This window comes from Mesorhizobium sp. WSM4841, from assembly GCF_055811515.1.
On sequence record NZ_JBVVQC010000001.1, the window covers coordinates 214,881 to 236,054 of the forward strand.

Sequence of the window (21,174 nt, forward strand, 5' to 3'; positions counted from 1 at the left end):
GGACGCTTGGCAAAGCCCGTGGATCGAAGATGAGCAGTAGCGAGACCTATCGGGTGCGGATGAGCGGCATCTCAAAGCGCTACAACGCCATTCAGACGCTTGATGACGTGTCGCTGGTGCTGAAGCCGGGCGAGGTCCTGGGGCTTGTCGGCGACAATGGCGCGGGAAAGTCGACGTTGAGCAAGGTGCTGTCGGGGGCGGTGGTTCCCGATGCCGGCACGATCGAGATCGATGGCATGCCGGTGACCTTCAGCTCGCCAGCGGAGGCGCGTGCAGCGCGCGTCGAGATGGTCTATCAGGATCTGTCGCTCTGCGACACGGTCGACGTCGCCGGCAATCTCTTTCTCGGCCGCGAGCCGCGCCGCCGCATCGCCGGCATTTCCTTTCTCGACAAGAAGCGCATGCACGAGCAAACGCGCCAGATGCTCGACCGACTCGGCATCGTTATCGCCGACACGCGGCTCAAGGTCGAAAATCTGTCCGGCGGACAGCGACAGTCGATCGCGATCGGCCGCGCCGCCTCGTTCGAGCCGTCCGTGCTGATTATGGATGAGCCGACGGCAGCGCTTGCCGTCGCCGAGGTCGAGGCTGTGCTGGACCTGATCCGCGCCGTGAGCGCCCGCGGCGTCAGCGTCATTCTGATCACCCACCGCCTTCAGGATCTGTTCCTCGTATGCGACCGCATCCAGGTCATGTACGAAGGACGCAACGTCGCCGAGCGGCTGATCGGCGAAACCAATATCGAAGATGTCGTCAACCTGATCGTGGGCCGCAAGTTCAACGCTCGTTCGGCCACCAGCGCCTATCGCGATGGAGCGCCGGCATGAGCGACCTGACCCACTCCGCTCAGTCTCAAAGGGTCCGCGAAGGCACGTGGCGAGATGCGGTGCTTGCCAATGGCAGTGTCGTGTCGATCGCGCTGTTCTTTCTTATCGTTAGCGTCATCTTTTCGGTGGCGACGGACGCCTTTCTGACGTCGCCCAATCTGCTGAACATCCTGCGTCAGTCGGCACCGCTGCTGATCGTCGCCGCAGCGATGACTTTCGTCATCACCACCGGCGGCATCGACCTTTCGGTCGGCTCCGTGCTGGCGCTGGTGGCAACCTTGTCGGCGACATTGCTGCAGCTGGGCCTGCCATGGCCGCTGGTCATCCTCGCCATGCTTGCGCTGGGCGCCTTGCTCGGCGCGGTTCAGGGTTACTTCGTCGCTTATGAGGGCATCCCGGCCTTCATCGTCACGCTTGCCGGGCTTTCGGTGATCCGTGGCGTGGCGCTGCTGATCACCGGCGGCTACTCGATCCCCATCGAGCCGGGAAGCCCTTTCACGGTGCTGGGCCGCGCCTGGTTGCTTGGCGTGCCGGCGCCGGCGCTGATCGCGCTGGCGATCCTCGCGATCGCCTATATCGCCTTCAACGAGACGCCGTTCGGCCGCTACGTGACCGGCATCGGCGCCAACGCCGAAGCGGTTAGACGCGCCGGCGTCAACACACGGCTGACGACACTTTTCGTCTACGTGATTTCCGCCGCCGCGGCATCACTTGCGGGGATCATCATTGCGGCCCGGCTCGGATCCGGATCGTCGAATGCCGGGCAAGGGTTTGAGCTCGAAGTAATCGCTGCCGTCGTGCTTGGCGGCACCAGCCTGTTCGGCGGCCGCGGAACGATCATCGGCACGGTGCTCGGCGCGCTTACCGTGGCCGTCATCGGCAACGGCCTGATCCTGGCGCATCTGTCGCCTTTCCTGACGCCGATCGTCACCGGAACGATCATCCTGATCGCCATCTGGCTGAACTTCCGCCTGTTCCGCGGCGCCGTACGGAGCCGTTGAGCCTATGAGCGATCTCTTCGATGACGCAGCTCCCAGGCAGCGGCTGGCGATCGGGGTCGATACCGGCCATGTGATGACCGTGCTCGGCCCCGTTCCGGTCGAAGAAATGGGCATTACGCTGATGCACGAGCACATCTTGCTCGACGGCGCGCGCAGCTGGAAATGTCCCTGTCATCCCGACGACATGGCGCTCGCCGAGCAGCCGGTGAACATCGAGATCATCGGCGAATTGCGCATGAACCCTTACGTCAACCGCGACAATGTTTCGCTCGACGACAGTGACCTGGCGCTGTCTGAGCTGCAACGCTATCGCGCGCTGGGCGGCCACACCGTCGTCGACGCGACCAATATCGGCATCGGCCGCGAGCCGGAAAAGCTCGCGCGCATCAGCCGCATGTCCGGCCTGAAGATTGTCATGGGCACCGGCTTCTATCTGGAGCACACCCATCCCGAATGGCTGAAGACGATGGATGTCGACGCAGTGACCGAGTTCATCGTCAACGACGTCGGCGGCGGCGAGACGCAGCCGCCGATCATGGCCGGCCTGATCGGCGAGGTCGGCGTCAGCAAGGATTTTACCGCCGAGGAGCGAAAGTCATTGCAAGCTTCGGCGCGGGCCTCGCGCATCACCGGCGTGCCGCTGTCGATCCACCTGCCCGGCTGGGAGCGGCTGGCGCACGACGTGCTCGATATCGTGGAGGCCGAGGGCGCCGATCTTCGCCACACGGTGCTCTGCCACATGAACCCCAGCCACAGCGATCTCGACTATCAGACAAGCCTCGCCCGGCGCGGCGCGTTCCTCGAATACGATATGATCGGCATGGACTATTATTATGCTGATCAGGACGCGCAATCGCCCTCCGATGAAGAGAATGCGCGAGCGATCGCGGCACTTGTCGAGGCCGGCTTCGGCGACCGCCTGCTGCTGTCGCAGGATGTGTTCCTCAAGATCATGCTGACCCGCTTCGGCGGTTTCGGCTACGGCTACATCCTCAAGCACTTCATACCGCGCCTGAAACGGCATGGCGTCGAGCAGCCAGCCATCGACCGCATGCTGATCGCCAATCCGAAGGCCGTATTCGCGCGGCAGAACTAAGCGGCCCAAATTACGGCTGAGACTTACGACGGAGTTCAAATGTCCAAGAAAAAGATCCTGCTTGCCGGTGAATCCTGGGTGTCGACCGCCACCCATATCAAGGGTTTCGACCAGTTTCCGACGGTCACCTACCACACCGGCGCCGACGAATTGCTGACGGCGCTGAAGTCGACCGACTTCGACGTGACCTTCATGCCGGCGCATGAGGCACAGCGCAGCTTTCCGCAAACAATGGAGCCGCTTTCGGCCTATGACGCGGTGGTGCTCTCCGACATCGGCGCCAACACGCTGCTTCTGCATCCCGACACCTGGGTTCACTCCAAGCCGACGCCGAACCGTCTGCGTCTGCTGCGCGATTATGTGCGCGACGGCGGCGGGCTTTTGATGTTCGGCGGCTACTATAGCTTCCAGGGCATCAATGGCGGCGCGCGCTACCGCAAGACCCCGGTCGAGGAGGTGCTGCCGGTGAGCTGCCTCGCGTTCGACGACCGCGTCGAGGTGCCGGAAGGGTTTTCGCCTGTCCTGAAAGGCTCCTCGGACCATCCGATCCTGAAGGGTCTCGGTTCGGATTGGCCAATCCTGCTCGGCTTCAACGAGGTGACGCCGAAAGACGGGGCGGAAGTTCTGGCAACCGTGTCGTCGGACTACGGATCGCTGCCACTGCTCGTCACCGGCCACTATGGCAAGGGCCGCACCGTGGCCTGGACGTCCGATGTCGGGCCGCATTGGCTGCCACCGGAGTTCATCGCCTGGAAAGGCTACAAAACCCTGTTCGAACAGATGCTGAGCTGGGCGACCGGTGAGAGCTGAGCGATGCATGTCCATGTCGTCGGCAATGCCTGCGTCGACACGACGTTTCGCGTCGTCCGCTTCCCTGCCGCCGGCGAGACTTTGAACGCCAGCAGCTACGCCGACGGCCTCGGCGGCAAGGGCGCAAACCAGGCGGTTGCCGCCGCGCGCACGGGTGCTGCGGTGACGTTTTGGACGGCGCTCGGCAAGGACCGCGCAGGCACATGGATCAGGAGCCGCCTCGACAGGGAGTTGTCTGACCTCGAGGCGATTGAATTCGACCTGCCAAGCGACCGCTCGACCATCGTCATTGAGGCCGGCGGCGAGAATTTCATCGTCAGCGGCGTCGCCTGCAGCGAGGCGTTCGATCCGATCGCGCAAACCGCACTTGCGCGCCGGATTGCGTTTAACGACATCGTTGTCTGCCAAGGAAACCTGCGAGGCGACGCGATAAATGCCTGCCTGCTGGCAGCACAGGAAAATGGTGCGCGTACCGTCCTGAACGCCAGCCCTATCGATGCGGCGGCTCTGCCTGACTTGCGTCTGGCGCAGGTGTTGGTGGTGAATCAATCCGAGGCGAAAGAACTGACCGGCCAGGGTGATATGGCAGCCGCAGCCGGCGCGCTGGCGGCCAAAGGCGCCGGGACAGTCGTGATCACACTTGGCGCTGAAGGTTGTCTCTTCCTTGGCCCTGACCGGGGGGGATCGCTTCGTTTGCCGGCGCCACGTGTCGAGGCGCTCGACACCAGCGGCGCCGGCGATGTCTTTTGCGGCTGTCTCGCCGGCGGGCTTGCCAAGGGCGTGCCGGTTATCTCAGCGCTGAAGTTCGCGCTCGCCGCCGCGGCGATTGCGGTGACTCGCCCGGGCACATTGATATCCTGTCCTTCCGCGTCTGAAATGGCGGCGCTCATCGATCAAACGGAGCTCTCATGACCCAACTCGGCCAATCAGGCGGCGACGCGCTCGTAGAACTTTTCGGCCGCACCAAGGTGGTGATCGGCGTCGTCCACCTTGCGCCGCTTCCCGGCGCGCCGCGCTATGACGGCGAGGCGGTCGAGGCGATCTATCAGCGGGGTCTGGATGATGCGAGATCCTATCTCGATGGCGGATGCGACGGCGTGATCGTCGAGAATCATGGCGACATCCCCTTTGCCAAACCTGACGATATCGGACCGGAGACGGCGGCCTATATGGCGGTCGTTTCCGACCGTATCCGCCGCGAACTCGGCAAGCCGGTCGGCATCAATGTGCTCGCTAACGCCGCCATCCCTGCCGTTGCGATCGCCAGTGCCGCTGGCGCGGGCTTCATCCGCGTCAATCAGTGGGCGAACGCCTATGTCGCCAACGAGGGTTTTGTCGAGGGGGAGTCGGGCCGCGCGGCACGCTATCGCGCCAGGCTGCGCGCCAACGGCATCCGTGTTTTCGCCGATGCTCATGTCAAGCATGGCGCACATGCGATCGTTGCCGACCGCCCGGTGGAGGAACAGGTCAAGGATCTGGTTTTCTTCGATGCCGACGCCATCATCGCGACCGGTCAGCGCACCGGGCACGCTGCGGATCTGAGCTATATCAGCATGATCAAAGAGGCTGCCGGCCTACCGACGCTGGTCGGCAGCGGCGTGACGCCCGATAATGCAAACGATATCCTTGGCATCGTCGACGGGATCATCATCGCCAGTGCGCTGAAGCATGACGGCGTCTGGTGGAACCAGGTCGATCCTGCCCGAGTAAAGACCTTCATGGCCGGGCTGAGGCGATGATAGAGCGGCGATTGGAGCGAAGTCGCGCCCCTCAGGCCGCAAACGCGGAGACCCGCAGGCGACGACACTCAGGCCGCAGTCACCTTGTCGTTGGTCCTGCAGCCCATTCGGACCGGTACCAGTCGACAAATCTCTTCAGCCCATCTTCGATCGAAACACTCGGCTTGAAGCCGAAATCGCGCCCCAGCGCAGTCATGTCGGCATAGGTCCGCTCGACGTCGCTGCTCTGCATCGGCTCGCTGTGGCGGATCGCCTTTACACCGAGCAGTCTTTCCAGAGTGTCGATGAAATCGCCCAGCCGCACCGGCCGGTTGTTGCCGACATTGTAAACCCTGCTCGGCGGAACTTCAGCCGATGGCGGCTTGTCGAGCACGGCAACGACTGCCCTCACCACATCGTCGACATACGTGAAATCCCGCCACATCTCGCCATTGTTGAACACCCGGATCGGCTTGCCTTCGAGCATCGCCTTGGTGAATATCCAATAGGCCATGTCGGGCCGGCCCCAGGGACCGTAGACGGTGAAAAATCGCAAGCCGGTCTGCGGTACCCCGAAGAGATGGGCGTAGGTATGGCTCATCAATTCATCAGACTTCTTGGTGGCAGCGTAGAGCGAGACGGGCCGGTCGACCTGATCGGTCTCGCTGAACGGCACCTTGCGGTTGCCGCCATAGACCGAACTCGACGAGGCATAGACCAGATGCTCTAATGCGGGCTGCGTGCGACAGAATTCGAGCATCTCGAGATGGCCGACGACATTGGAACGGACATAGAGCCTCGGATTGTCGAGTGAATGGCGCACACCCGCCTGCGCGGCGAGATGGACAATCCTGGTTATGCCTTGGCCGGCCAAAGCGTTAGCGAGCGCCCCCTCTTCGGCGATCTCGATCTGATGAAATGAAAAGTCCTTGTGGGGCTGAAGGCGGGCGAGACGCCCCTTTTTAAGCGCCAGGTCGTAATAGTCGTTCATATTGTCGACACCGACGACTGCTTCCCCCCTGTTCAAGAGGTGGTGGCAAACATGGCTGCCAATGAATCCGGCGGCTCCAGTGACAAGTACAGGCAACAAGGTTCTCCATGCATATGCTGGCACACGACCGTGAAATCGAGATCGATTTCGGAAAGGATCATGCGGAATATCTAAACGCTACATGCGGACGGACGGCACCGACCTAGTCCAATTCGGTCTATAGCCGAAAGCCCCTACAGGCGCTACCAACAAGCCATACTGTCGAAGCTTCAGCTCGCCTCGCGCAGGGCCTCGGCCGCCTGCAGGTCGACCGACACGAGCTGGCTCACGCCCTGCTCGGCCATGGTGACCCCGAACAGCCGGTTCATGCGCGCCATGGTGATCGGGTTGTGCGTGATGATCACGAAGCGCGTCTCGGTGGTGGCGGCCATTTCGTCCATCAGATTGCAGAAACGCTCGACATTGTGATCGTCGAGCGGTGCGTCGACTTCGTCGAGCACGCAGATCGGCGCGGGATTGGTCAGGAACACGGCGAAGATCAGCGACATCGCCGTCAGGGCCTGCTCGCCGCCGGAAAGCAGCGTCATCGTCTGCGGCTTCTTGCCAGGCGGCCGCGCAAGGATTTCGAGGCCAGCCTCGAGCGGGTCGTCGGACTCGATCAGTTGCAGTTCCGCCGTGCCGCCACCGAACAGATGCGAAAACAGCCGCTGGAAATGGCCATTGACCACGTCGAAGGCAGCCAGAAGCCGTTCGCGGCCTTCGCGGTTCAGGCTCTGGATTGCCTGCCGCAGCTTGCGGATGGCCTCGATGATGTCCTCGCGTTCGGAAACGATGGTCTCCAGCCGGTCCGACAGATCCTTCTGCTCTTCCTCGGCGCGCAGATTGACGGCGCCCAGCCGTTCGCGCTCGATCTTCAGCCGGTCGAGCTGCCGCTCGATCTCGGCCATCTCCGGCATCGGGCTGTCTGCCTCCAGGCCGGTGTGGCGGATGACCAGATGCGGCGGCGCGTTCAGCGTTTCCTGGATGCGCGCCTCGACCTCGAGCCGTCTTTCGTCGGCAGCGGTCAGCCGCTCTTCGGCGCGGACGCGGGTTTCGCGCGCCTCGGCCAGCGACTGGATCGCTGATGTCGCGGCCTTATCCAGTTCGGACTGCTTGTTCTCCGCTTCCTGCAACCGGTCGCCCGCCGCCTGGCGCAGGCTTTCGGCCTCGGCAAGCTGCGACAGCAAGGCGCGCCGCTTGGCGTCGATCTCGTCGGGTGCGTCGGCCAGCCTCTCGCGTTCGGCCTCGGCCTCCGCCTTGCGTTCGCCGAGCGCTGCGATCTGCGTCGAGGCGTTTTCGGCGCGCTCCAGCCAGTTGCGGCGTTCCGCGCCGATGGCGTCGAGGCGGCGCGTTCGCGCCTCGGCTTCCCGCCTCAAGCCTTCATGGACGGCGCGGGCATCGGCAAGGGTGGCGCGGTCGCGAGCGACGTTGGCGGCCGACTGTTCGAGCTGCAACTGCAGATCACCGAGATCGGGAGCGCTTTGCAGCAGCATCTCCGCCTCGATGAAAGCCGCGGCCGTCTCTTCATGGCTGTCGACGATGCGCGCGCGGGCTTCGTCAAGTGCGGCGCGTCGGCTCGACAGCTCGCCGCCGGCCTTCTCGGCCTCCGCCAGCACGTTGCGGGCGGCGTCCAACCCATGCTGGGCATCACGCCCGGCTTGACGAGCGTTGCGCTCGGCCTCGCTCGCCTGGGCAAGCGCCTGCTCGGCATGGGCAAGGGCTTCTTCGGCCTGGCGCAGGATGCGGGTCGCGTGGACCGCCTCAGCATCGAGCTCGGCCAGTCGGTTTTTCTGCGCCAGCCGCTGCGCTGCCGCGGTCGGCGCGTCGGCGCTGGCGGTGAATCCGTCCCAGCGCCACAGCGCCCCTTCGCGGCTGACCAGCCGCTGCCCGGGTGAAAGCTGCGACTGCAGCCGTCTTCCGTCAGCAGCGTCGACGATGCCGATCTGCGCCAATCGGCGGGCCAGTTGCGCCGGCGCGCGGACCACAATGGCAAGGCTCTTGATGCCTTCGGGCAAAGCGGCGTCGCCGGGCTGAACCTCGCTTTGGCCCCAATGCACCGGCGCGCTGCGGTCGAGCGGCACGTCGAGATCCTCGCCAAGAGCCGCGCCCAGCGCCGTCTCATAGCCGCGCTCGACGCTGATCTGCTCCAGGACGGAGGGGAAGAGGTCGCCGCTCGCGGCATTCAGGATCTTGGCCAGCGTGCGGGCCTCGGTTTCGATCCGCGCCAGCTCGGCCTTTGCATCCTGAACCGGCGGGCGGGCGGCACTTTCCGCAGCGCGCGCCTCGGCGACGGCCTGTTCGGCGGCGATCGCCGCGGCTTCGGTCTCCTCGAGCAGAGCCAGCGCCTGTTCGACCAGAAGCTGCTTCTCGGCGGGATCGGGCAGGCCGGCGACCCTGGAGGCGATGTCGGACAACTCCCGGTCGACATCGGCGAGCTGGCGGGCGAAACGGTCGCGGCGCTCAGCGGTGTCGCGCAGCGTTCGTTCGATCTGGTTGCGGGACGCGGCGGCCTCCGCCCGTTCGGCGGTCAGCCCGGCGAGTTTGGCTTCACTGGCGGCAAGCGTCGACGCCGCCTGTTCGACCGCCGCGCGGGTGCTGGCCTCGCGCTCGGCGGCGCCGGCGTTCTCGGTGTTGAGCGCGGCTTCTTCGGCGGCGAGGCGTTCAAGAATATCCGCATTGTCGCGGACCATCCGCTCCTCGCGGACGATGTCGCCGTCGAGCTGCTGGAGGCGGCGGTCGAGTTCCAGTTGGCGGGCGCGGATGCGGCCCGCTTCTTCCTCGATCTGCGTCTTGGCGATCGACAGGCGCTGGAAGGCGGCAGCGGCGGCGGCTTCCGCGTCACGCAGCTCCGGCAACCGGTGGGCGCCGATCCCTTGCTCCCTGGCGGCAGCCATCTGGGCGGCGGCGCGATCGCCGACAAGTGCCGTGGCAATCGCCAGCGCCGAGCGCGCCTCGCCTTCCTGTGTCTTGGCCAGCGTCCAGCGCAGATGCAGCAGCGTCGCTTCAGCCTTGCGAATATCGGCCGACAGGTTCTTGAAGCGCGAGGCCTGGCGGGCCTGGCGCTTCAGGCTTTCGATCTGGCTTTCCAGCTCGCCGACGACGTCGTCCAGCCGTTCCAGATTTTGTTCTGCCGCCTTCAGCCGCAGTTCGGCCTCGTGGCGACGTGTGTGCAGACCCGAAATTCCGGCCGCCTCTTCCAGCAGCGCGCGGCGCGCCTGCGGCTTGGCCTGGATCAGCTCGCCGATGCGGCCCTGCCCGACCATCGAGGGCGAGCGCGCGCCGGTCGATTGGTCTGCGAAAAGCAGCTGTACGTCCTTGGCGCGGGCTTCCTTGCCGTTGATGCGGTAGAGCGAACCCGCCTCGCGCTCGATGCGGCGCGAAACCTGCAGTTCGTCCGCGTCGTTGAAGGCCGAGGGCGCGCTACGGTCGCTGTTGTCGAGGAAAAGCGTGACTTCAGCGGTGTTGCGGGCCGGACGCGTTCCAGAACCCGAAAAGATGACGTCGTCCATGCCGGACGCGCGCATGTTCTTGTACGAGCTTTCGCCCATCACCCAGCGCAGCGCCTCGACAAGGTTCGACTTGCCGCAGCCGTTCGGCCCGACGATGCCGGTCAGGCCGCGTTCGATGACGAACTCACCGGGTTCGACGAAGGACTTGAAACCGAGCAGACGGAGGCGCGAAAACTTCATTCGCGCCGCCCCATAAGCGGGTTCCGCAAAAGTGTTCCGCGGTGTTGCGAACAGAACCCGCGGCACAACAAAAAGTCGCGCACGCCGAAGCGCAGCCGCTTCGGCGCTGGCGAAACGTCAGAGCAGAGGGTCGATAATGGCCGAGATTTCCTCAATCGACAGCGCCCCCTTGTAGGTCTTTCCGTTGATAAAGAAGGTCGGCGTCGAGTCGACCTTGAATTCATCGGCGCCGCGCTTTTGGACCGATCTCACATCGTCCAGAAGTTTCTGGTCCGTCAAGCAGGCCTCGAAGGACTCCTGTGTAAAACCGGCCATCTTGGAGATTTGCAGCAGGGCGTCCTTGGTATTGGCGACACCTGCCCAGTTCGCCTGCTGCCTGAAGAGAACGTCCACCATCGGGAAATAATTGTCTTTGGAGCAGCGCGCCAACATGAAACCAGCCTCGGCGCTCGGGTCGAACGGAAATTCGCGCAGGATAAGGCGGGCCTTGCCGGTATCGATATATTTCGTCTTCAGCTCCGGGAGGGTGGTTTCGTGGAAATGCGCGCAATGCGGGCAGGTCATCGAGGCATATTCGACGATGGTGACCTTCGCGTCGTCCTTGCCCAGTTGCTCGTCGGGCAGTGCGCCGGGTTTCAGCAAGGCCGCCATGTCCACCGTGCCCTGGGCCTCAGGCGCCTTGGCCGCGGCCGGAGTGGCCGGCTTCATCGGATCGGCGGGGGCCGCAGGTTTCACATCCTCCGCCACGGCTTTCTCACCCGAGTCGCTGCAGGCGGCGAGCAGAGCCACCGCCGGAATGGCGGCCAGCGACGACAGGAGGTTTCTGCGGGACAAAAGACGGGTCATACGAATCACCTGACAATGGTTGGATTTTGCAATGCAAAGGCTAGAAAAGGCGAGAGTTGGCGCGAATTAAGGCATCGCCGTCCCCATTCCAATCGCCAAATCTTGTGTACGCGATCACGAAAGCGCGAGATTATACCTTCTTTTGACCGAGAATGGTGGCGCCGAGCCGCTCCAGCGAAGCGCGCAGCCCGTCATCCTCGATCATTCCGACAGTGCCTGACAACTTCACCTTCTCGGCCGCGGTCAGCGGCCGAAAGCTTGGTTTAGGCCGCCCTTTGTCCGCCGTCACCGGCTTTTGCACGATTCTGATCCGGCCGATAGCGTTGAAGCCGAGGAAGGAATTGACCCTGTTGATGATCTCGCCGGTCTCGTGCTGCAGATGGAGGGCGGCCATCCCTTCGCAGGCGATGACCAGCACCGCCGGCTCGAACGGATCATCTTCATGCATGCGGCGCGGCCACTGGATCTTTTCAGGGCGCGAACGGCTGGCAAGCCGCGGCCCGGCAATCTCCTCCCATGACTGGACGAGCCCGATCGACATGCCGGCCCGCTTGCGCAACACCGGATCGAGAATCTGGGTTGCGAGATCACTCACCGGAACGGGATTGCCGAAGGGCCTTTTCCCTGCCATGTGCGTTCTCCAGTCACGACCTTCACCACGCATCGGTTAGGCCAAGTCCTCGATCAATGGCACTGCACGACCAGACCCGCAAGACCGCATCCGGAGTTGGCGGCAAAGCCGCGTCTGGGGACAGCATCAAAGCTGCATCCGGAGACAGCGGCAGAGCCGCGTCTGGAGACAGCGACCACATCGCGTCCCGCCTGCTTGGCTGGTACGACGCGCATCACCGCGACTTGCCGTGGCGCATTGCGCCGCGCGAATCGGCACGCGGCATACGGCCCGATCCCTACCGCGTCTGGCTTTCCGAAGTCATGCTGCAGCAGACCACGGTCGAAGCGGTAAAATCCTATTTCCGGGCCTTTGTCGAGAAATGGCCTGATGTCGAGGCTTTGGCTGCCTCACCGACCGAAGATGTGATGAAGGCCTGGGCCGGGCTCGGCTATTATTCCCGCGCCCGCAATCTCAAGGCCTGCGCCGATCTCGTCGCACGGCAAGGTGGCAGGTTTCCGGATACGCAAGCTGGCTTGAGAGAACTGCCCGGCATCGGCGCCTACACGGCGGCAGCGATCGCGGCGATCGCCTTCGACCAGCCCGCCGCGGTCGTCGACGGCAACGTCGAGCGGGTCGTTTCCCGGCTGTTTTCGATCGTCACGCCGCTGAGCGAAGCCAAGGGGGACATACGCACCTATGTCGAGCGCATGGTTCCAGCAACCAGACCTGGCGATTTCGCCCAGGCAATGATGGATCTCGGCGCGACGATCTGCACGCCACGGCGACCGCGTTGCATGCTGTGCCCGCTGCGGGAGGATTGCAGCGCCACTGTTTCAAGCGATCCCGAGCGCTTCCCTGTCCGCCTGCCGAAGGGTGAGAAACCATTGCGGCGCGGGGCTGCCTTCGTTGCCGTGCGTGACGACGGCGCCGTTCTTTTGCGCAAACGTGCGGATAAAGGCCTGCTCGGCGGCATGACCGAAGTACCGACGACCGGCTGGACCGCACGGATCGACGGCGCCACCACGGACGCGGCGGCGCCCTTCCCCGGCAACTGGAGGCCAGCCGGCCGGATTGGCCATGTCTTCACCCATTTCGCGCTCGAACTCGACGTCTTCAAAACGATGACCGATGGCGCCGCCCCTGCGGGGCATTTCTGGTCGCTGGCCCATGAAATTTCCGGCGAAGCGCTGCCTACTGTCATGAAAAAGGTAATCGAAGCGGCGATACCGGGCGCGACGAAGAAGCAGCGCGCACATTGAATCGCCCACATCGCCTCACATTGAATTGCGTTGACGAGGACAAGAATGACCGAAATCCGCCACATCGTTTTCGACATCGGCAGAGTGCTGATTCACTACGATCCGAACTTGCCTTTCAGCCGATTGATCCCCGACGCCGAAGAGCGGAAATGGTTCTTTGACAATGTCTGCACGCATGACTGGAACATCGAGCAGGACCGGGGCCGGACCTGGGAAGAGGCCGAGGCGCTGCTGATCGCCGAACACCCGGACCACGCCGAAAACATCCGCAACTTCCGCCGCCTCTGGCACGAGATGGTGCCGCACGCCTATGACGACAGCGTCCAGATCATGGACAAGCTGATCGAGAGCGGCCACGACGTCACCATGCTGACCAATTTCGCCGCCGACACGCTTGCCGAAGCCCGGCAGCGTTTCGACTTTCTCAACCGACCGCGCGGTGTGACCATTTCGGGCGAGATCGGCATGATCAAGCCGGATCGCGGCATTTACGACCATCACGTCGCCGCGTTCGGCCTCGAGCCCGCGGCCACGCTGTTCATCGACGACAGCCAGAAGAATGTCGACGGCGCCAAGGCGGCCGGCTGGCAGTCGGTGCTGTTCACTGACGCAAAGACTCTCGAGGCGGACCTCGATCGCCTGGGGATCAGAGTGTGATCACTGCGACGGGCCTGACCGATAACCCGCTTCAACACGGCGGATTGCAAAAGGATCCGTAGTCAGGCCCAGGACAATCGGGTGAGTTAACAGGTGGCAAAGCGCGCAACGGCTGAATCTGTGTTTGTCCTCTCAAGCTGATGGACAAGACGGCATGTGATGGTGGTGCAGTCGCTGAGACGGCGCTCCACGGCGCTGCTATCGGATCGCGTCGTCGGGCGCTACTTGACGTGAGAACCGTAGATGCGGTCGAACTCACCGGTCGCCTTGGCAAGATGCAGCCACTGGTCGACATAGGCCTTGAAGACGACGGCACCCTCAGGAATCATATAACCCATTTCGCCATATTGGAGCGGCTTCTCGGGATTGATCGCGCAAAGGCCAGGGTGGAGTTTCTGCTGCAACTCGGTTTCGACCGATTCGGCGATCATAATATCGGCTTTGCCGTCAAGAATTTGCTGGAAGATCGTGACATTGTCCGGGTAGATCTCGATTTTGGCGTCACTGAGTTTTTCACGCACGAATTTCTCGTTGGTCCCGCCGGGATTAACAATCACAGTCACATCCGGCTTGTCGATGTCGGCAATCGACTGGAATTTCGCCTCGTCCTCGCAGCGCGCAATCGGCGCCTTGCCGTTGACGAGATAGGGTTCGCTGAAGAACACCTGCTTCTGGCGTTCCAGGGTCACCGAAATGCCGCCCATCGCGATGTCACACTTGCCGGTTGTAAAATCGGCCAGCAATTTTTTCCAGGTAGTCGCCACGAATTCCGCCTCGACCCCTAGTGAACTTGCCAGAGATTTTGCGAGATCGATATCGATGCCCTGGTAATTGTTCGCGGTCTTGTCATGAAAGGTGAAGGGCTTGTAGTCGCCGGTCGTACAAACGCGCAGCTTGCCGTCCTCGATAATCGCATCAAGCTGGTTTTCTGCGCCGGTGTTCTGCGCAATCGCCGGAGGGGCCAACAACGCCATGACGAGGGCGGCGGCGACAAACGGCGAGGCAAGAGCTTTCATGGAATTGGTCTCCGTTGGATAAGGGAATCAAGCATTCGAGAAACGGTGGGCAAAGGTTAATAACTCTTCCTGGGGAATCGCTCACCGTGATCCCTCCGACGGGGCGGCTTTTCGTTGTGACGGCTTGTGGGTCAGCAGCAGAATGTGTATATTTAGTCCAATCTGTACACATCGAGCATCACCATGCGAACCAACATCGAACTCGACGATGAATTGATCGCGGAGGCCATGGCCGCCTCCGGCCTCAAGACCAAGAAAGCGACGATTGAGGCGGCGCTGCGCACTCTGGTGCGCCGGCACAGGCAGGATATGGCTATCGCCGCCCTTGCTGGCGCCGGCTGGGAGGGCGATCTTGACGCCATGCGGGAAGGCCGTTCGCCCGATCGGCATCGATGATCGTCGTCGACAGTTCCGTGTGGATCGCCCATCTCCGCAATACGGACAGCGTCTCGGTCGCCAAACTCAGGCATCTCGATGACACTCAGGAGATTCTGATCGGAGACTTGATCCTGCTGGAAGTGCTACAAGGCGCGCTCAACGAACCGCATGCCCAACTGATTGAGCGGAACCTCCGACAATTCGCCATTGTGCCGATGCTGGATCCGGCGACGTCAGTCGAAGCTGCCCGAAACTATCGCATGCTCCGGCAGCAGGGCATCACCATCCGCAAGACAATCGATATGATTATCGGCACATTCTGCATCCTGGGCGGACACGCGCTGTTGCATGATGACCGAGACTTCGACCCGATGGTTCGCTACCTCGGTCTGCGACTCGCATGATCGTGAGATTCCAACCGGCGACGCTGGTCTTCCCTCCACAGGCGTGTGCGCGGCATCAAGGTGTAACCCGGTGAAAAGACAGGCCAAGATGCCTGACAGCCCGTTCATCGATCTTTACAGCGATACGAAACCAAACCGATCGAGGCGATGCGACGAGCAGAAGGACGAAGACTCGACGGCGACATTGGCGGGGCGCGTCGCGGCACTTCTCGTCGAGAAAGCGCGACCCTGCTTCCTTCGGGAACGATGTGCAACGAGACCGCTATAGCGGTTATCGTCAGGCCCCTGCCCGCTCCATGCCGAGACGGGCGATGCGGCGAAGCTCGTCGATCGGGGTCAGGCCCCCGCTGCGCTCATAGTGCCAGAAGGTCCAGCCGTTGCAGGCATCCAGCCCCTGCACTTCCGCGCCGATCTTGTGGATCGATCCGGCGCTGTCGCCGACGGCCACGGTGCCGTCGGCGCGCACCCTGGCCGCCCAGCGCTTCTTGGCGTCGTAGAGCGTGGCGCCCGGCAGCATCAGCCCGGTGTCGATGAGGCTGACGAAAGCAACGCGCGGCTCGGCGCGCTTGCCGGTAAGCACGGTAAGAGCAGCGCCGTCCAGCGGCCGAACTGCATCGATGCGCTCGTTGGCGGCGTCGATATAGGCCTGCTCGCGCTCGATGCCGACGAAATGGCGGCCGAGGCGCTTGGCCACGGCGCCGGTGGTGCCGGAACCGAAGAAGGGATCGAGCACGATATCTCCGGGCTTCGTCGAGGCCATCATGATGCGGGCGAGCAGCGCTTCGGGCTTCTGCGTCGGATGCAGCTTGTCGCCATTTTCGTTCTTCAGGCGCTCGCCGCCGGTGCAGATCGGAAACAGCCAGTCGGAACGCATCTGGATGTCGTCATTCGACGCCTTCAGCGCTTCATAGTTGAAGGTGTAGCCCTTGCCCTTTTGGTCGCGCGAGGCCCAGATCATCGTCTCATGGGCGTTCTGAAAGCGGCGGCCGCGGAAATTCGGCATCGGATTGGTCTTGCGCCAGACGACATCGTTGAGGATCCAGAACCCCAGATCCTGCATCTTGGCGCCGACCCTGAAAATGTTGTGGTAGGAGCCGATGACCCAGATGGTGCCGTTGGGCTTCAGCACGCGGCGCGCCGCCAGCAGCCAGGCCCGGGTGAAGGCGTCGTAGACCTCAAAACTCGCGAACTGGTCCCAGTCGTCGTCGACGGCATCGACCTTGGACTGGTCGGGCCGGTGCAGATCGCCGTCGAGTTGCAGATTGTAGGGCGGATCGGCAAAGATCACGTCGATGGATTTTTCCGGCAGCCGGTCGAGCGCGGCGACACAATCGCCCTTCAGGATCGTATCCAGCCATTCAGATTGCTGGGGAGCGTGGGAAAGCTCGTCGAGAAGACGCACGGCAGACATTGTTACACCCAAAGCACGCGTTACTGTTTACTCCCTGTTATGGTTACCGATCAGCGTAAATATTCGGTGAAGGCCTGGTTCGGACCCCAGGTAATTTGCGAAGATCGGCCTGTTGGTGTATGCCGCGCCGCCTGAACCGTCCCAGCCGCCTCCCTCCCGCTTTCCGGATCGCCATGCCTCAGCCAGACCTTGTCATCTTCGATTGCGACGGCGTGCTCGTCGATTCCGAAATCATCGCCGCGCGCATCGAAGCCGAGCTTTTGACGTCGGCCGGTTACGAGATATCGGCCGAGGAGGTTTCCGAAACCTATGCCGGGCTGACCTTCAAGGACATCATGATGCGGGTCGAGGAAAAATCCCGCGTCCCGTTCCAGGCCTCGCTGATCGATCGTGCCGAAGACCTGGTCGACCGCCGGCTGCGCAGCGACGTGCGCGCCGTCGACGGGGTGCACGAAGCGGTCGCCGCGGTGACTGCGCCGCGCTGCATCTGCTCGAATTCGCGCACCGAGCGGATCGAGTTCATGCTGGAGAAGGTTCATCTGCTGCCGTTTTTCAGCGGCCGGATTTTTTCCTCTCTGGAAACACCGAGCGGAAAATCCAAGCCGGCCCCAGACGTGTTTCTCTTTGCCGCGGCAAAGCTCCAGGCCGATCCGGCGAACACCTTCGTCATCGAGGATTCCGTGCATGGCGTGACCGGCGCCAGGACAGCCGGCATGCGTGTGATCGGCTTCACCGGAGCGGCGCATAGCTATCCCGGGCATGCCGACGCGCTGACCGAGGCCGGCGCCGAAACGGTCATCCGCCGCTGGGCGGAACTGAAAAGCGTGATCGCCGCCCTGTCGGAGTGGTCGGCGGATGCGTGAGACAGGCGTCCAAATGGACGCGCAGCTCCAAAGCCGCGGCTATTCGGCCGCGGCAATCTTCTTGTCGGTCTTCTTCGGCGGGCCTTCGTCATAGCCGGCGAACGCCTGATAATCCTTCGCGGTCGGCTCGGGAACGACAACGTTCGAATCGGTGAAGACGAACTGGGTGGCACTGGAGGGATTGGTAACCTGGACCTGATGTTGGTGAAGCTGCGAGTAAAGGACCTCGGTGCCGTGCATCACAGCGATACGGATCGGCATGGTGATGGTGCCCGGGCTGAACATCGGTCCCGGAACGACCTTGCCGGCGACGGCGATCTTCATCGTCAGCGAGCCGTTGGCACGGTTGCAGTCGCGGGTCACGTCGGTGATCGAAGCCTGGTAGATGATCTTCGCGGAATCGTCCTGCTGATCGCTGCTCACTTCAAGCGCAGCAGCTTCGGCGTCCTGAGCGGCGGCTTTTTTCTTAGGCTTTTGGTTGCCTTTGGCATAGGTATTGAAGAAGGCGGTGCCGTCGCGCAGCGTCACTTTCGGACAATAGGCCAGCAACTGGCTGGCGAGAATCTTGGGGTCCGGCGGTGGTGGCGGTGTCGTGTCCTTCTTTCCGAAGCCCAGCATGCTACTGCCGCCTGATTGGCAGCCGGCGGCGGTAAGCATAAAGCCGGTGAGCGCCAGACCCGCGACGAAACGACCGTTGGATGAATGAAACGCCATGAACTGCACTTCCCTCTCGCAAAGCGGGTGACGTATATCAACCGCGCGGCAAAAATGCGACTGAGCAACTACGGAAATTAACCACTTTGCCGCGGACGGACCGCCCGGCAGCAATGGAACATGACGATGCAATATGTGAGTACCCGCGGGGAAGCGCCCGTGCTTGGATTTTCCGACGCGGTGCTCGCGGGCTTGGCGCGCGATGGCGGTCTTTATGTGCCTGATATCTGGCCGCAGTTTTCGGCGGCAGAGATCCGCGCCATGCGCGGCCTTGCCTATCCCGACCTCGCCATCCGCGTGCTGTCGCCGTTTCTCGGCGGCGAGATCGCGATGCCGGTGTTCGAACGCCTGGTGCGCGAAGCTTATGCGACGTTCCGTCACGAGGCGGTCTGCCCGCTGGTGCAGACCGGCTCGAACATGTTCGTTCTGGAACTCTTCCATGGCCCCACACTTGCCTTCAAGGACGTGGCCATGCAGCTTCTCGCCCGGCTGATGGACCATGTGCTTGCCGAACGCGGCCAGCGCGCCACCATTGTCGGCGCCACGTCCGGCGATACCGGCGGGGCCGCCATCGATGCCTTCGCCGGGCGCAATCGCACCGACATCTTCGTCCTTTTCCCGCACGGCCGGGTCTCGCCGGTGCAGCAGCGGCAAATGACGACGTCCATCGCCGCAAATGTCCATGCACTGGCGGTCGAAGGCAATTTCGATGACTGCCAGGGCCTGGTGAAGGACATGTTCAACGATCACGGTTTTCGCGACCGGGTGTCGCTGTCCGGGGTCAATTCGATCAACTGGGCCCGCATCATGGCCCAGATCGTCTATTACTTCTCGTCGGCGCTGTCGCTCGGCGCGCCCGACCGGCCGGTCTCCTTCACGGTGCCGACCGGCAATTTCGGCGACATCTTCGCCGGCTACGCCGCCAAGAAGATGGGGCTGCCGATCGAGCGGCTGGTCATCGCGACCAACGACAACGACATTCTGGCGCGCACGCTGTCGAGCGGCGAATACCGCACGAAAGGCGTCTTTTCGACCACGTCGCCGTCGATGGACATCCAGGTCTCTTCGAATTTCGAGCGCTTGCTGTTCGAGGCGGCCGGCCGCGACGCCTCGACCGTGCGGCGCTACATGAACGGTCTCAAGCAGTCCGGAGCCTTCATCATCGAAGCCGGCGAGATTGCCAGGGTCCGCTCCGAATTCGATGCCGGTCGTTCGACCATGGACGAAGTCGCCGCTACGATCCGCTCGACGCTCGCAGCCAGCGAGTATCTGCTCGACCCGCACACGGCCGCGGCCATGCATGTTGCGGTTGCGAAGGCCACCAGTGCCGTCCCGATGGTCGTGCTGGGCACCGCCCATCCGGCAAAGTTCCCGGCCGCCGTCGAAGCCGCCAGCGGCGTGTCGCCTGCCCTGCCCGCATGGCTAGGCGGGTTGATGACATCAGAGGAAAAATACACGGTACTTCCATCCGACCTGAAAATGGTGGAAGATTATGTTAGCCGCCACACGCGGGCGGCAAGTTAGGGAGTATTTGCTTTATGGGTGTTGAGGTAAGCCGTCTGTCGAACGGCCTGACAGTCGCCACCGAAACCCTTCCAAGCCTCGAATCCGTCGCTCTTGGTGCCTGGGTCAAATCAGGGGCCCGCAACGAGCGTAGCGAAGAGCACGGAATGGCCCACTTGCTTGAACATATGGCGTTCAAGGGAACCAGAAGGCGAAGCGCCTTCGAGATCGCCTCGGAAATCGAGGATGTCGGCGGCGAGATCAATGCCGCCACCAGTGTCGAGACCACCTCCTATTATGCCAGGGTGCTGAGCGACGATGTGCCCCTGGCCGTCGATATCCTCTCCGACATCCTGCAGGAATCCGAGTTCGACCCGCAGGAGCTGGAGCGCGAGCAGCATGTGATCCTGCAGGAGATCGGCGCCGCTCACGATACGCCCGACGATATCGTCTTCGACCGCTTCACCGAGACGGCTTTCCGCCACCAGACGATCGGCCGCTCCATCCTCGGCACGCCGGAAACCGTCAAATCCTTCACCTCGAAGCAATTGCACAAATTCATCGAACGGCAATATGGCGCCGAGCGCATGGTGGTCGTCGCCGCCGGCGACATCAAGCACGACAATTTCGTGCGCGAGGTCGAGAAGCATCTCGGCGGTTTCCGCAGCAAGTCCGACAACACGATGCCGCAGTTTGCGCAATATGTCGGCGGCGATTTCCGCGAGGACCGCGACCTGATGGACGCGCAGATCGTGCTGGGGTTCGAGGGCCGCGCCTATCATGTACGCGACTTCTACGCCTCGCAGGTCCTGTCGATGATCCTTGGCGGCGGCATGTCGTCGCGTCTTTTCCAGGAGGTCCGCGAAAAGCGCGGGCTTTGCTATTCGGTCTATGCCTTCCACTGGGGCTTTTCCGACACCGGCATATTCGGCGTCCATGCCGCGACCGGGCAGAGCGACATCGCCGAACTGGTGCCGGTGGTTATCGACGAGTTGCAGAAGGCCGGCGAGAGCATCCTGCAGGAGGAACTCGACCGGGCACGCGCCCAGTACCGCGCAGGCCTGATCATGTCCGCCGAGAGCCCGGCCAGCCGTGCCTCGCAGATCGCCCGGCAAATGCTTCTGTTCGGCCGGCCGATCGCAAAGGAAGAGCTGATGGAACGGCTGTCGGCGCTGACGGTCGAGCGGCTGACGGACCTGTCGTCACGGCTGTTTTCGACCAAGCCGACGCTGACTGCCGTCGGACCGGTGGGTACGCTCGCTCCCTATGAGGCGGTCCTCGAATCGCTATCGGGCACGCAGACCACGGCCCGAAAGCTCGCCGGCTAAGTCCATCAAAG

The 21,174-nt window shown here is 62.9% G+C and carries 20 protein-coding genes; 13 read left to right on the forward strand and 7 right to left on the reverse strand.

The genetic code is table 11. The annotated features are described in order from the left end of the window. Positions 1-29 precede the first annotated feature (29 nt). The 6 genes from AC0L14_RS01010 to AC0L14_RS01035 are packed head-to-tail and all read left to right on the forward strand — an operon-like array spanning position 30 to position 5,473. The gene (locus AC0L14_RS01010; protein WP_473637095.1) at positions 30-827 is read left to right on the forward strand and encodes an ATP-binding cassette domain-containing protein; all 798 of its coding nucleotides are present in this window, start codon (positions 30-32) and stop codon (positions 825-827) included. Further along, positions 824-1,828, forward strand: coding sequence for an ABC transporter permease (locus AC0L14_RS01015; protein WP_473748425.1), 1,005 nt, complete (start codon positions 824-826; stop codon positions 1,826-1,828). The genes AC0L14_RS01010 and AC0L14_RS01015 overlap by 4 nt, the downstream gene beginning before the upstream one ends. Before the next feature lie 4 nt (positions 1,829-1,832). Next, positions 1,833-2,924, forward strand: coding sequence for a phosphotriesterase family protein (locus AC0L14_RS01020; RefSeq protein ID WP_473748426.1), 1,092 nt, complete (start codon positions 1,833-1,835; stop codon positions 2,922-2,924). Between the two features lie 39 nt (positions 2,925-2,963). After that, positions 2,964-3,734, forward strand: a complete 771-nt coding sequence (locus AC0L14_RS01025; RefSeq protein ID WP_473748427.1) for a glutamine amidotransferase — start codon at positions 2,964-2,966, stop codon at positions 3,732-3,734. Positions 3,735-3,737: 3 nt separating this feature from the next. Then, positions 3,738-4,646 carry a PfkB family carbohydrate kinase gene (locus AC0L14_RS01030; protein WP_473748428.1) on the forward strand — a complete coding sequence of 303 codons (909 nt, stop codon included), beginning with the start codon at positions 3,738-3,740 and terminating at the stop codon, positions 4,644-4,646. Beyond that, positions 4,643-5,473 (forward strand): BtpA/SgcQ family protein, encoded by an 831-nt coding sequence (locus AC0L14_RS01035; RefSeq protein WP_473748429.1) that lies wholly within the window; start codon positions 4,643-4,645, stop codon positions 5,471-5,473. The genes AC0L14_RS01030 and AC0L14_RS01035 overlap by 4 nt, the downstream gene beginning before the upstream one ends. Positions 5,474-5,552: 79 nt before the next feature. Here AC0L14_RS01035 and AC0L14_RS01040 read toward each other — a convergent pair whose 3' ends face one another. From AC0L14_RS01040 to AC0L14_RS01055, 4 genes are all read right to left on the reverse strand, one after another. After that, positions 5,553-6,539, reverse strand: a complete 987-nt coding sequence (locus tag AC0L14_RS01040) for an NAD-dependent epimerase/dehydratase family protein (protein WP_473748430.1) — start codon at positions 6,537-6,539, stop codon at positions 5,553-5,555. A gap of 173 nt (positions 6,540-6,712) precedes the next feature. Next, positions 6,713-10,171, reverse strand: coding sequence for a chromosome segregation protein SMC (smc, locus tag AC0L14_RS01045; protein WP_473748431.1), 3,459 nt, complete (start codon positions 10,169-10,171; stop codon positions 6,713-6,715). A 117-nt stretch (positions 10,172-10,288) separates the two neighbouring features. Then, complete coding sequence (locus AC0L14_RS01050) at positions 10,289-11,017, reverse strand: DsbA family protein (RefSeq protein WP_192365396.1); 729 nt, start codon at positions 11,015-11,017, stop codon at positions 10,289-10,291. A gap of 130 nt (positions 11,018-11,147) precedes the next feature. Continuing rightward, positions 11,148-11,648 carry a DUF721 domain-containing protein gene (locus AC0L14_RS01055; protein ID WP_473526494.1) on the reverse strand — a complete coding sequence of 167 codons (501 nt, stop codon included), beginning with the start codon at positions 11,646-11,648 and terminating at the stop codon, positions 11,148-11,150. A gap of 56 nt (positions 11,649-11,704) precedes the next feature. Here AC0L14_RS01055 and mutY point away from each other — a divergent pair, with 56 nt between their 5' ends. Both mutY and AC0L14_RS01065 read left to right on the forward strand, forming a co-directional pair. After that, on the forward strand, positions 11,705-12,889 hold the full coding sequence (gene mutY, locus AC0L14_RS01060) for an A/G-specific adenine glycosylase (protein WP_473748432.1): 1,185 nt from the start codon (positions 11,705-11,707) through the stop codon (positions 12,887-12,889). A gap of 45 nt (positions 12,890-12,934) precedes the next feature. Further along, positions 12,935-13,546 (forward strand): HAD family hydrolase, encoded by a 612-nt coding sequence (locus AC0L14_RS01065; protein WP_192365402.1) that lies wholly within the window; start codon positions 12,935-12,937, stop codon positions 13,544-13,546. A 221-nt stretch (positions 13,547-13,767) separates the two neighbouring features. On the opposite strand, the gene AC0L14_RS01070 is transcribed toward AC0L14_RS01065, so the two are convergent. Further along, positions 13,768-14,562 carry a transporter substrate-binding domain-containing protein gene (locus tag AC0L14_RS01070; protein ID WP_473748433.1) on the reverse strand — a complete coding sequence of 265 codons (795 nt, stop codon included), beginning with the start codon at positions 14,560-14,562 and terminating at the stop codon, positions 13,768-13,770. A 183-nt stretch (positions 14,563-14,745) separates the two neighbouring features. Between AC0L14_RS01070 and AC0L14_RS01075 the strand changes: the two genes are divergently transcribed. Then, on the forward strand, positions 14,746-14,958 hold the full coding sequence (locus AC0L14_RS01075) for a type II toxin-antitoxin system VapB family antitoxin (RefSeq protein WP_135936002.1): 213 nt from the start codon (positions 14,746-14,748) through the stop codon (positions 14,956-14,958). Continuing rightward, complete coding sequence (vapC, locus tag AC0L14_RS01080) at positions 14,955-15,344, forward strand: type II toxin-antitoxin system VapC family toxin (protein WP_473748434.1); 390 nt, start codon at positions 14,955-14,957, stop codon at positions 15,342-15,344. Before AC0L14_RS01075 ends, vapC begins: the two co-directional genes overlap by 4 nt. Positions 15,345-15,621: 277 nt before the next feature. Here vapC and AC0L14_RS01085 read toward each other — a convergent pair whose 3' ends face one another. After that, on the reverse strand, positions 15,622-16,755 hold the full coding sequence (locus AC0L14_RS01085; protein WP_095492380.1) for a site-specific DNA-methyltransferase: 1,134 nt from the start codon (positions 16,753-16,755) through the stop codon (positions 15,622-15,624). 173 nt (positions 16,756-16,928) lie between these two features. Here AC0L14_RS01085 and AC0L14_RS01090 point away from each other — a divergent pair, with 173 nt between their 5' ends. After that, on the forward strand, positions 16,929-17,618 hold the full coding sequence (locus AC0L14_RS01090; protein ID WP_473487608.1) for an HAD family hydrolase: 690 nt from the start codon (positions 16,929-16,931) through the stop codon (positions 17,616-17,618). 39 nt (positions 17,619-17,657) lie between these two features. On the opposite strand, the gene AC0L14_RS01095 is transcribed toward AC0L14_RS01090, so the two are convergent. Next, a complete protein-coding gene (locus tag AC0L14_RS01095) occupies positions 17,658-18,332 on the reverse strand; it encodes a hypothetical protein (protein WP_473487686.1) in 675 nt (224 codons plus the stop codon). Positions 18,333-18,458: 126 nt separating this feature from the next. On the opposite strand from AC0L14_RS01095, the gene thrC reads away from it, so the two are divergent. Then, positions 18,459-19,856: a threonine synthase gene (thrC, locus tag AC0L14_RS01100; RefSeq protein WP_473748435.1), complete on the forward strand. Its 1,398-nt coding sequence runs from the start codon at positions 18,459-18,461 to the stop codon at positions 19,854-19,856. Between the two features lie 14 nt (positions 19,857-19,870). Then, positions 19,871-21,163 (forward strand): M16 family metallopeptidase, encoded by a 1,293-nt coding sequence (locus AC0L14_RS01105; RefSeq protein ID WP_095492384.1) that lies wholly within the window; start codon positions 19,871-19,873, stop codon positions 21,161-21,163. Positions 21,164-21,174 lie beyond the last annotated feature (11 nt).

Bases quoted from the DNA above. Each gene is read 5' to 3' on its own strand.
- AC0L14_RS01020 (WP_473748426.1), top strand. From the start codon at position 1,833: ATGAGCGATCTCTTCGATGACGCAGCTCCCAGGCAGCGGCTGGCGATC.
- vapC (WP_473748434.1), top strand. From the start codon at position 14,955: ATGATCGTCGTCGACAGTTCCGTGTGGATCGCCCATCTCCGCAATACG.
- thrC (WP_473748435.1), top strand. From the start codon at position 18,459: ATGCAATATGTGAGTACCCGCGGGGAAGCGCCCGTGCTTGGATTTTCC.
- AC0L14_RS01035 (WP_473748429.1), top strand. From the start codon at position 4,643: ATGACCCAACTCGGCCAATCAGGCGGCGACGCGCTCGTAGAACTTTTC.
- mutY (WP_473748432.1), top strand. From the start codon at position 11,705: ATGGCACTGCACGACCAGACCCGCAAGACCGCATCCGGAGTTGGCGGC.
- AC0L14_RS01025 (WP_473748427.1), top strand. From the start codon at position 2,964: ATGTCCAAGAAAAAGATCCTGCTTGCCGGTGAATCCTGGGTGTCGACC.
- AC0L14_RS01055 (WP_473526494.1), bottom strand. From the start codon at position 11,648: ATGGCAGGGAAAAGGCCCTTCGGCAATCCCGTTCCGGTGAGTGATCTC.
- AC0L14_RS01015 (WP_473748425.1), top strand. From the start codon at position 824: ATGAGCGACCTGACCCACTCCGCTCAGTCTCAAAGGGTCCGCGAAGGC.
- AC0L14_RS01050 (WP_192365396.1), bottom strand. From the start codon at position 11,017: ATGACCCGTCTTTTGTCCCGCAGAAACCTCCTGTCGTCGCTGGCCGCC.
- AC0L14_RS01090 (WP_473487608.1), top strand. From the start codon at position 16,929: ATGCCTCAGCCAGACCTTGTCATCTTCGATTGCGACGGCGTGCTCGTC.
- AC0L14_RS01070 (WP_473748433.1), bottom strand. From the start codon at position 14,562: ATGAAAGCTCTTGCCTCGCCGTTTGTCGCCGCCGCCCTCGTCATGGCG.
- AC0L14_RS01075 (WP_135936002.1), top strand. From the start codon at position 14,746: ATGCGAACCAACATCGAACTCGACGATGAATTGATCGCGGAGGCCATG.
- AC0L14_RS01065 (WP_192365402.1), top strand. From the start codon at position 12,935: ATGACCGAAATCCGCCACATCGTTTTCGACATCGGCAGAGTGCTGATT.
- AC0L14_RS01085 (WP_095492380.1), bottom strand. From the start codon at position 16,755: ATGTCTGCCGTGCGTCTTCTCGACGAGCTTTCCCACGCTCCCCAGCAA.
- smc (WP_473748431.1), bottom strand. From the start codon at position 10,171: ATGAAGTTTTCGCGCCTCCGTCTGCTCGGTTTCAAGTCCTTCGTCGAA.
- AC0L14_RS01030 (WP_473748428.1), top strand. From the start codon at position 3,738: ATGCATGTCCATGTCGTCGGCAATGCCTGCGTCGACACGACGTTTCGC.
- AC0L14_RS01095 (WP_473487686.1), bottom strand. From the start codon at position 18,332: ATGGCGTTTCATTCATCCAACGGTCGTTTCGTCGCGGGTCTGGCGCTC.
- AC0L14_RS01105 (WP_095492384.1), top strand. From the start codon at position 19,871: ATGGGTGTTGAGGTAAGCCGTCTGTCGAACGGCCTGACAGTCGCCACC.
- AC0L14_RS01010 (WP_473637095.1), top strand. From the start codon at position 30: ATGAGCAGTAGCGAGACCTATCGGGTGCGGATGAGCGGCATCTCAAAG.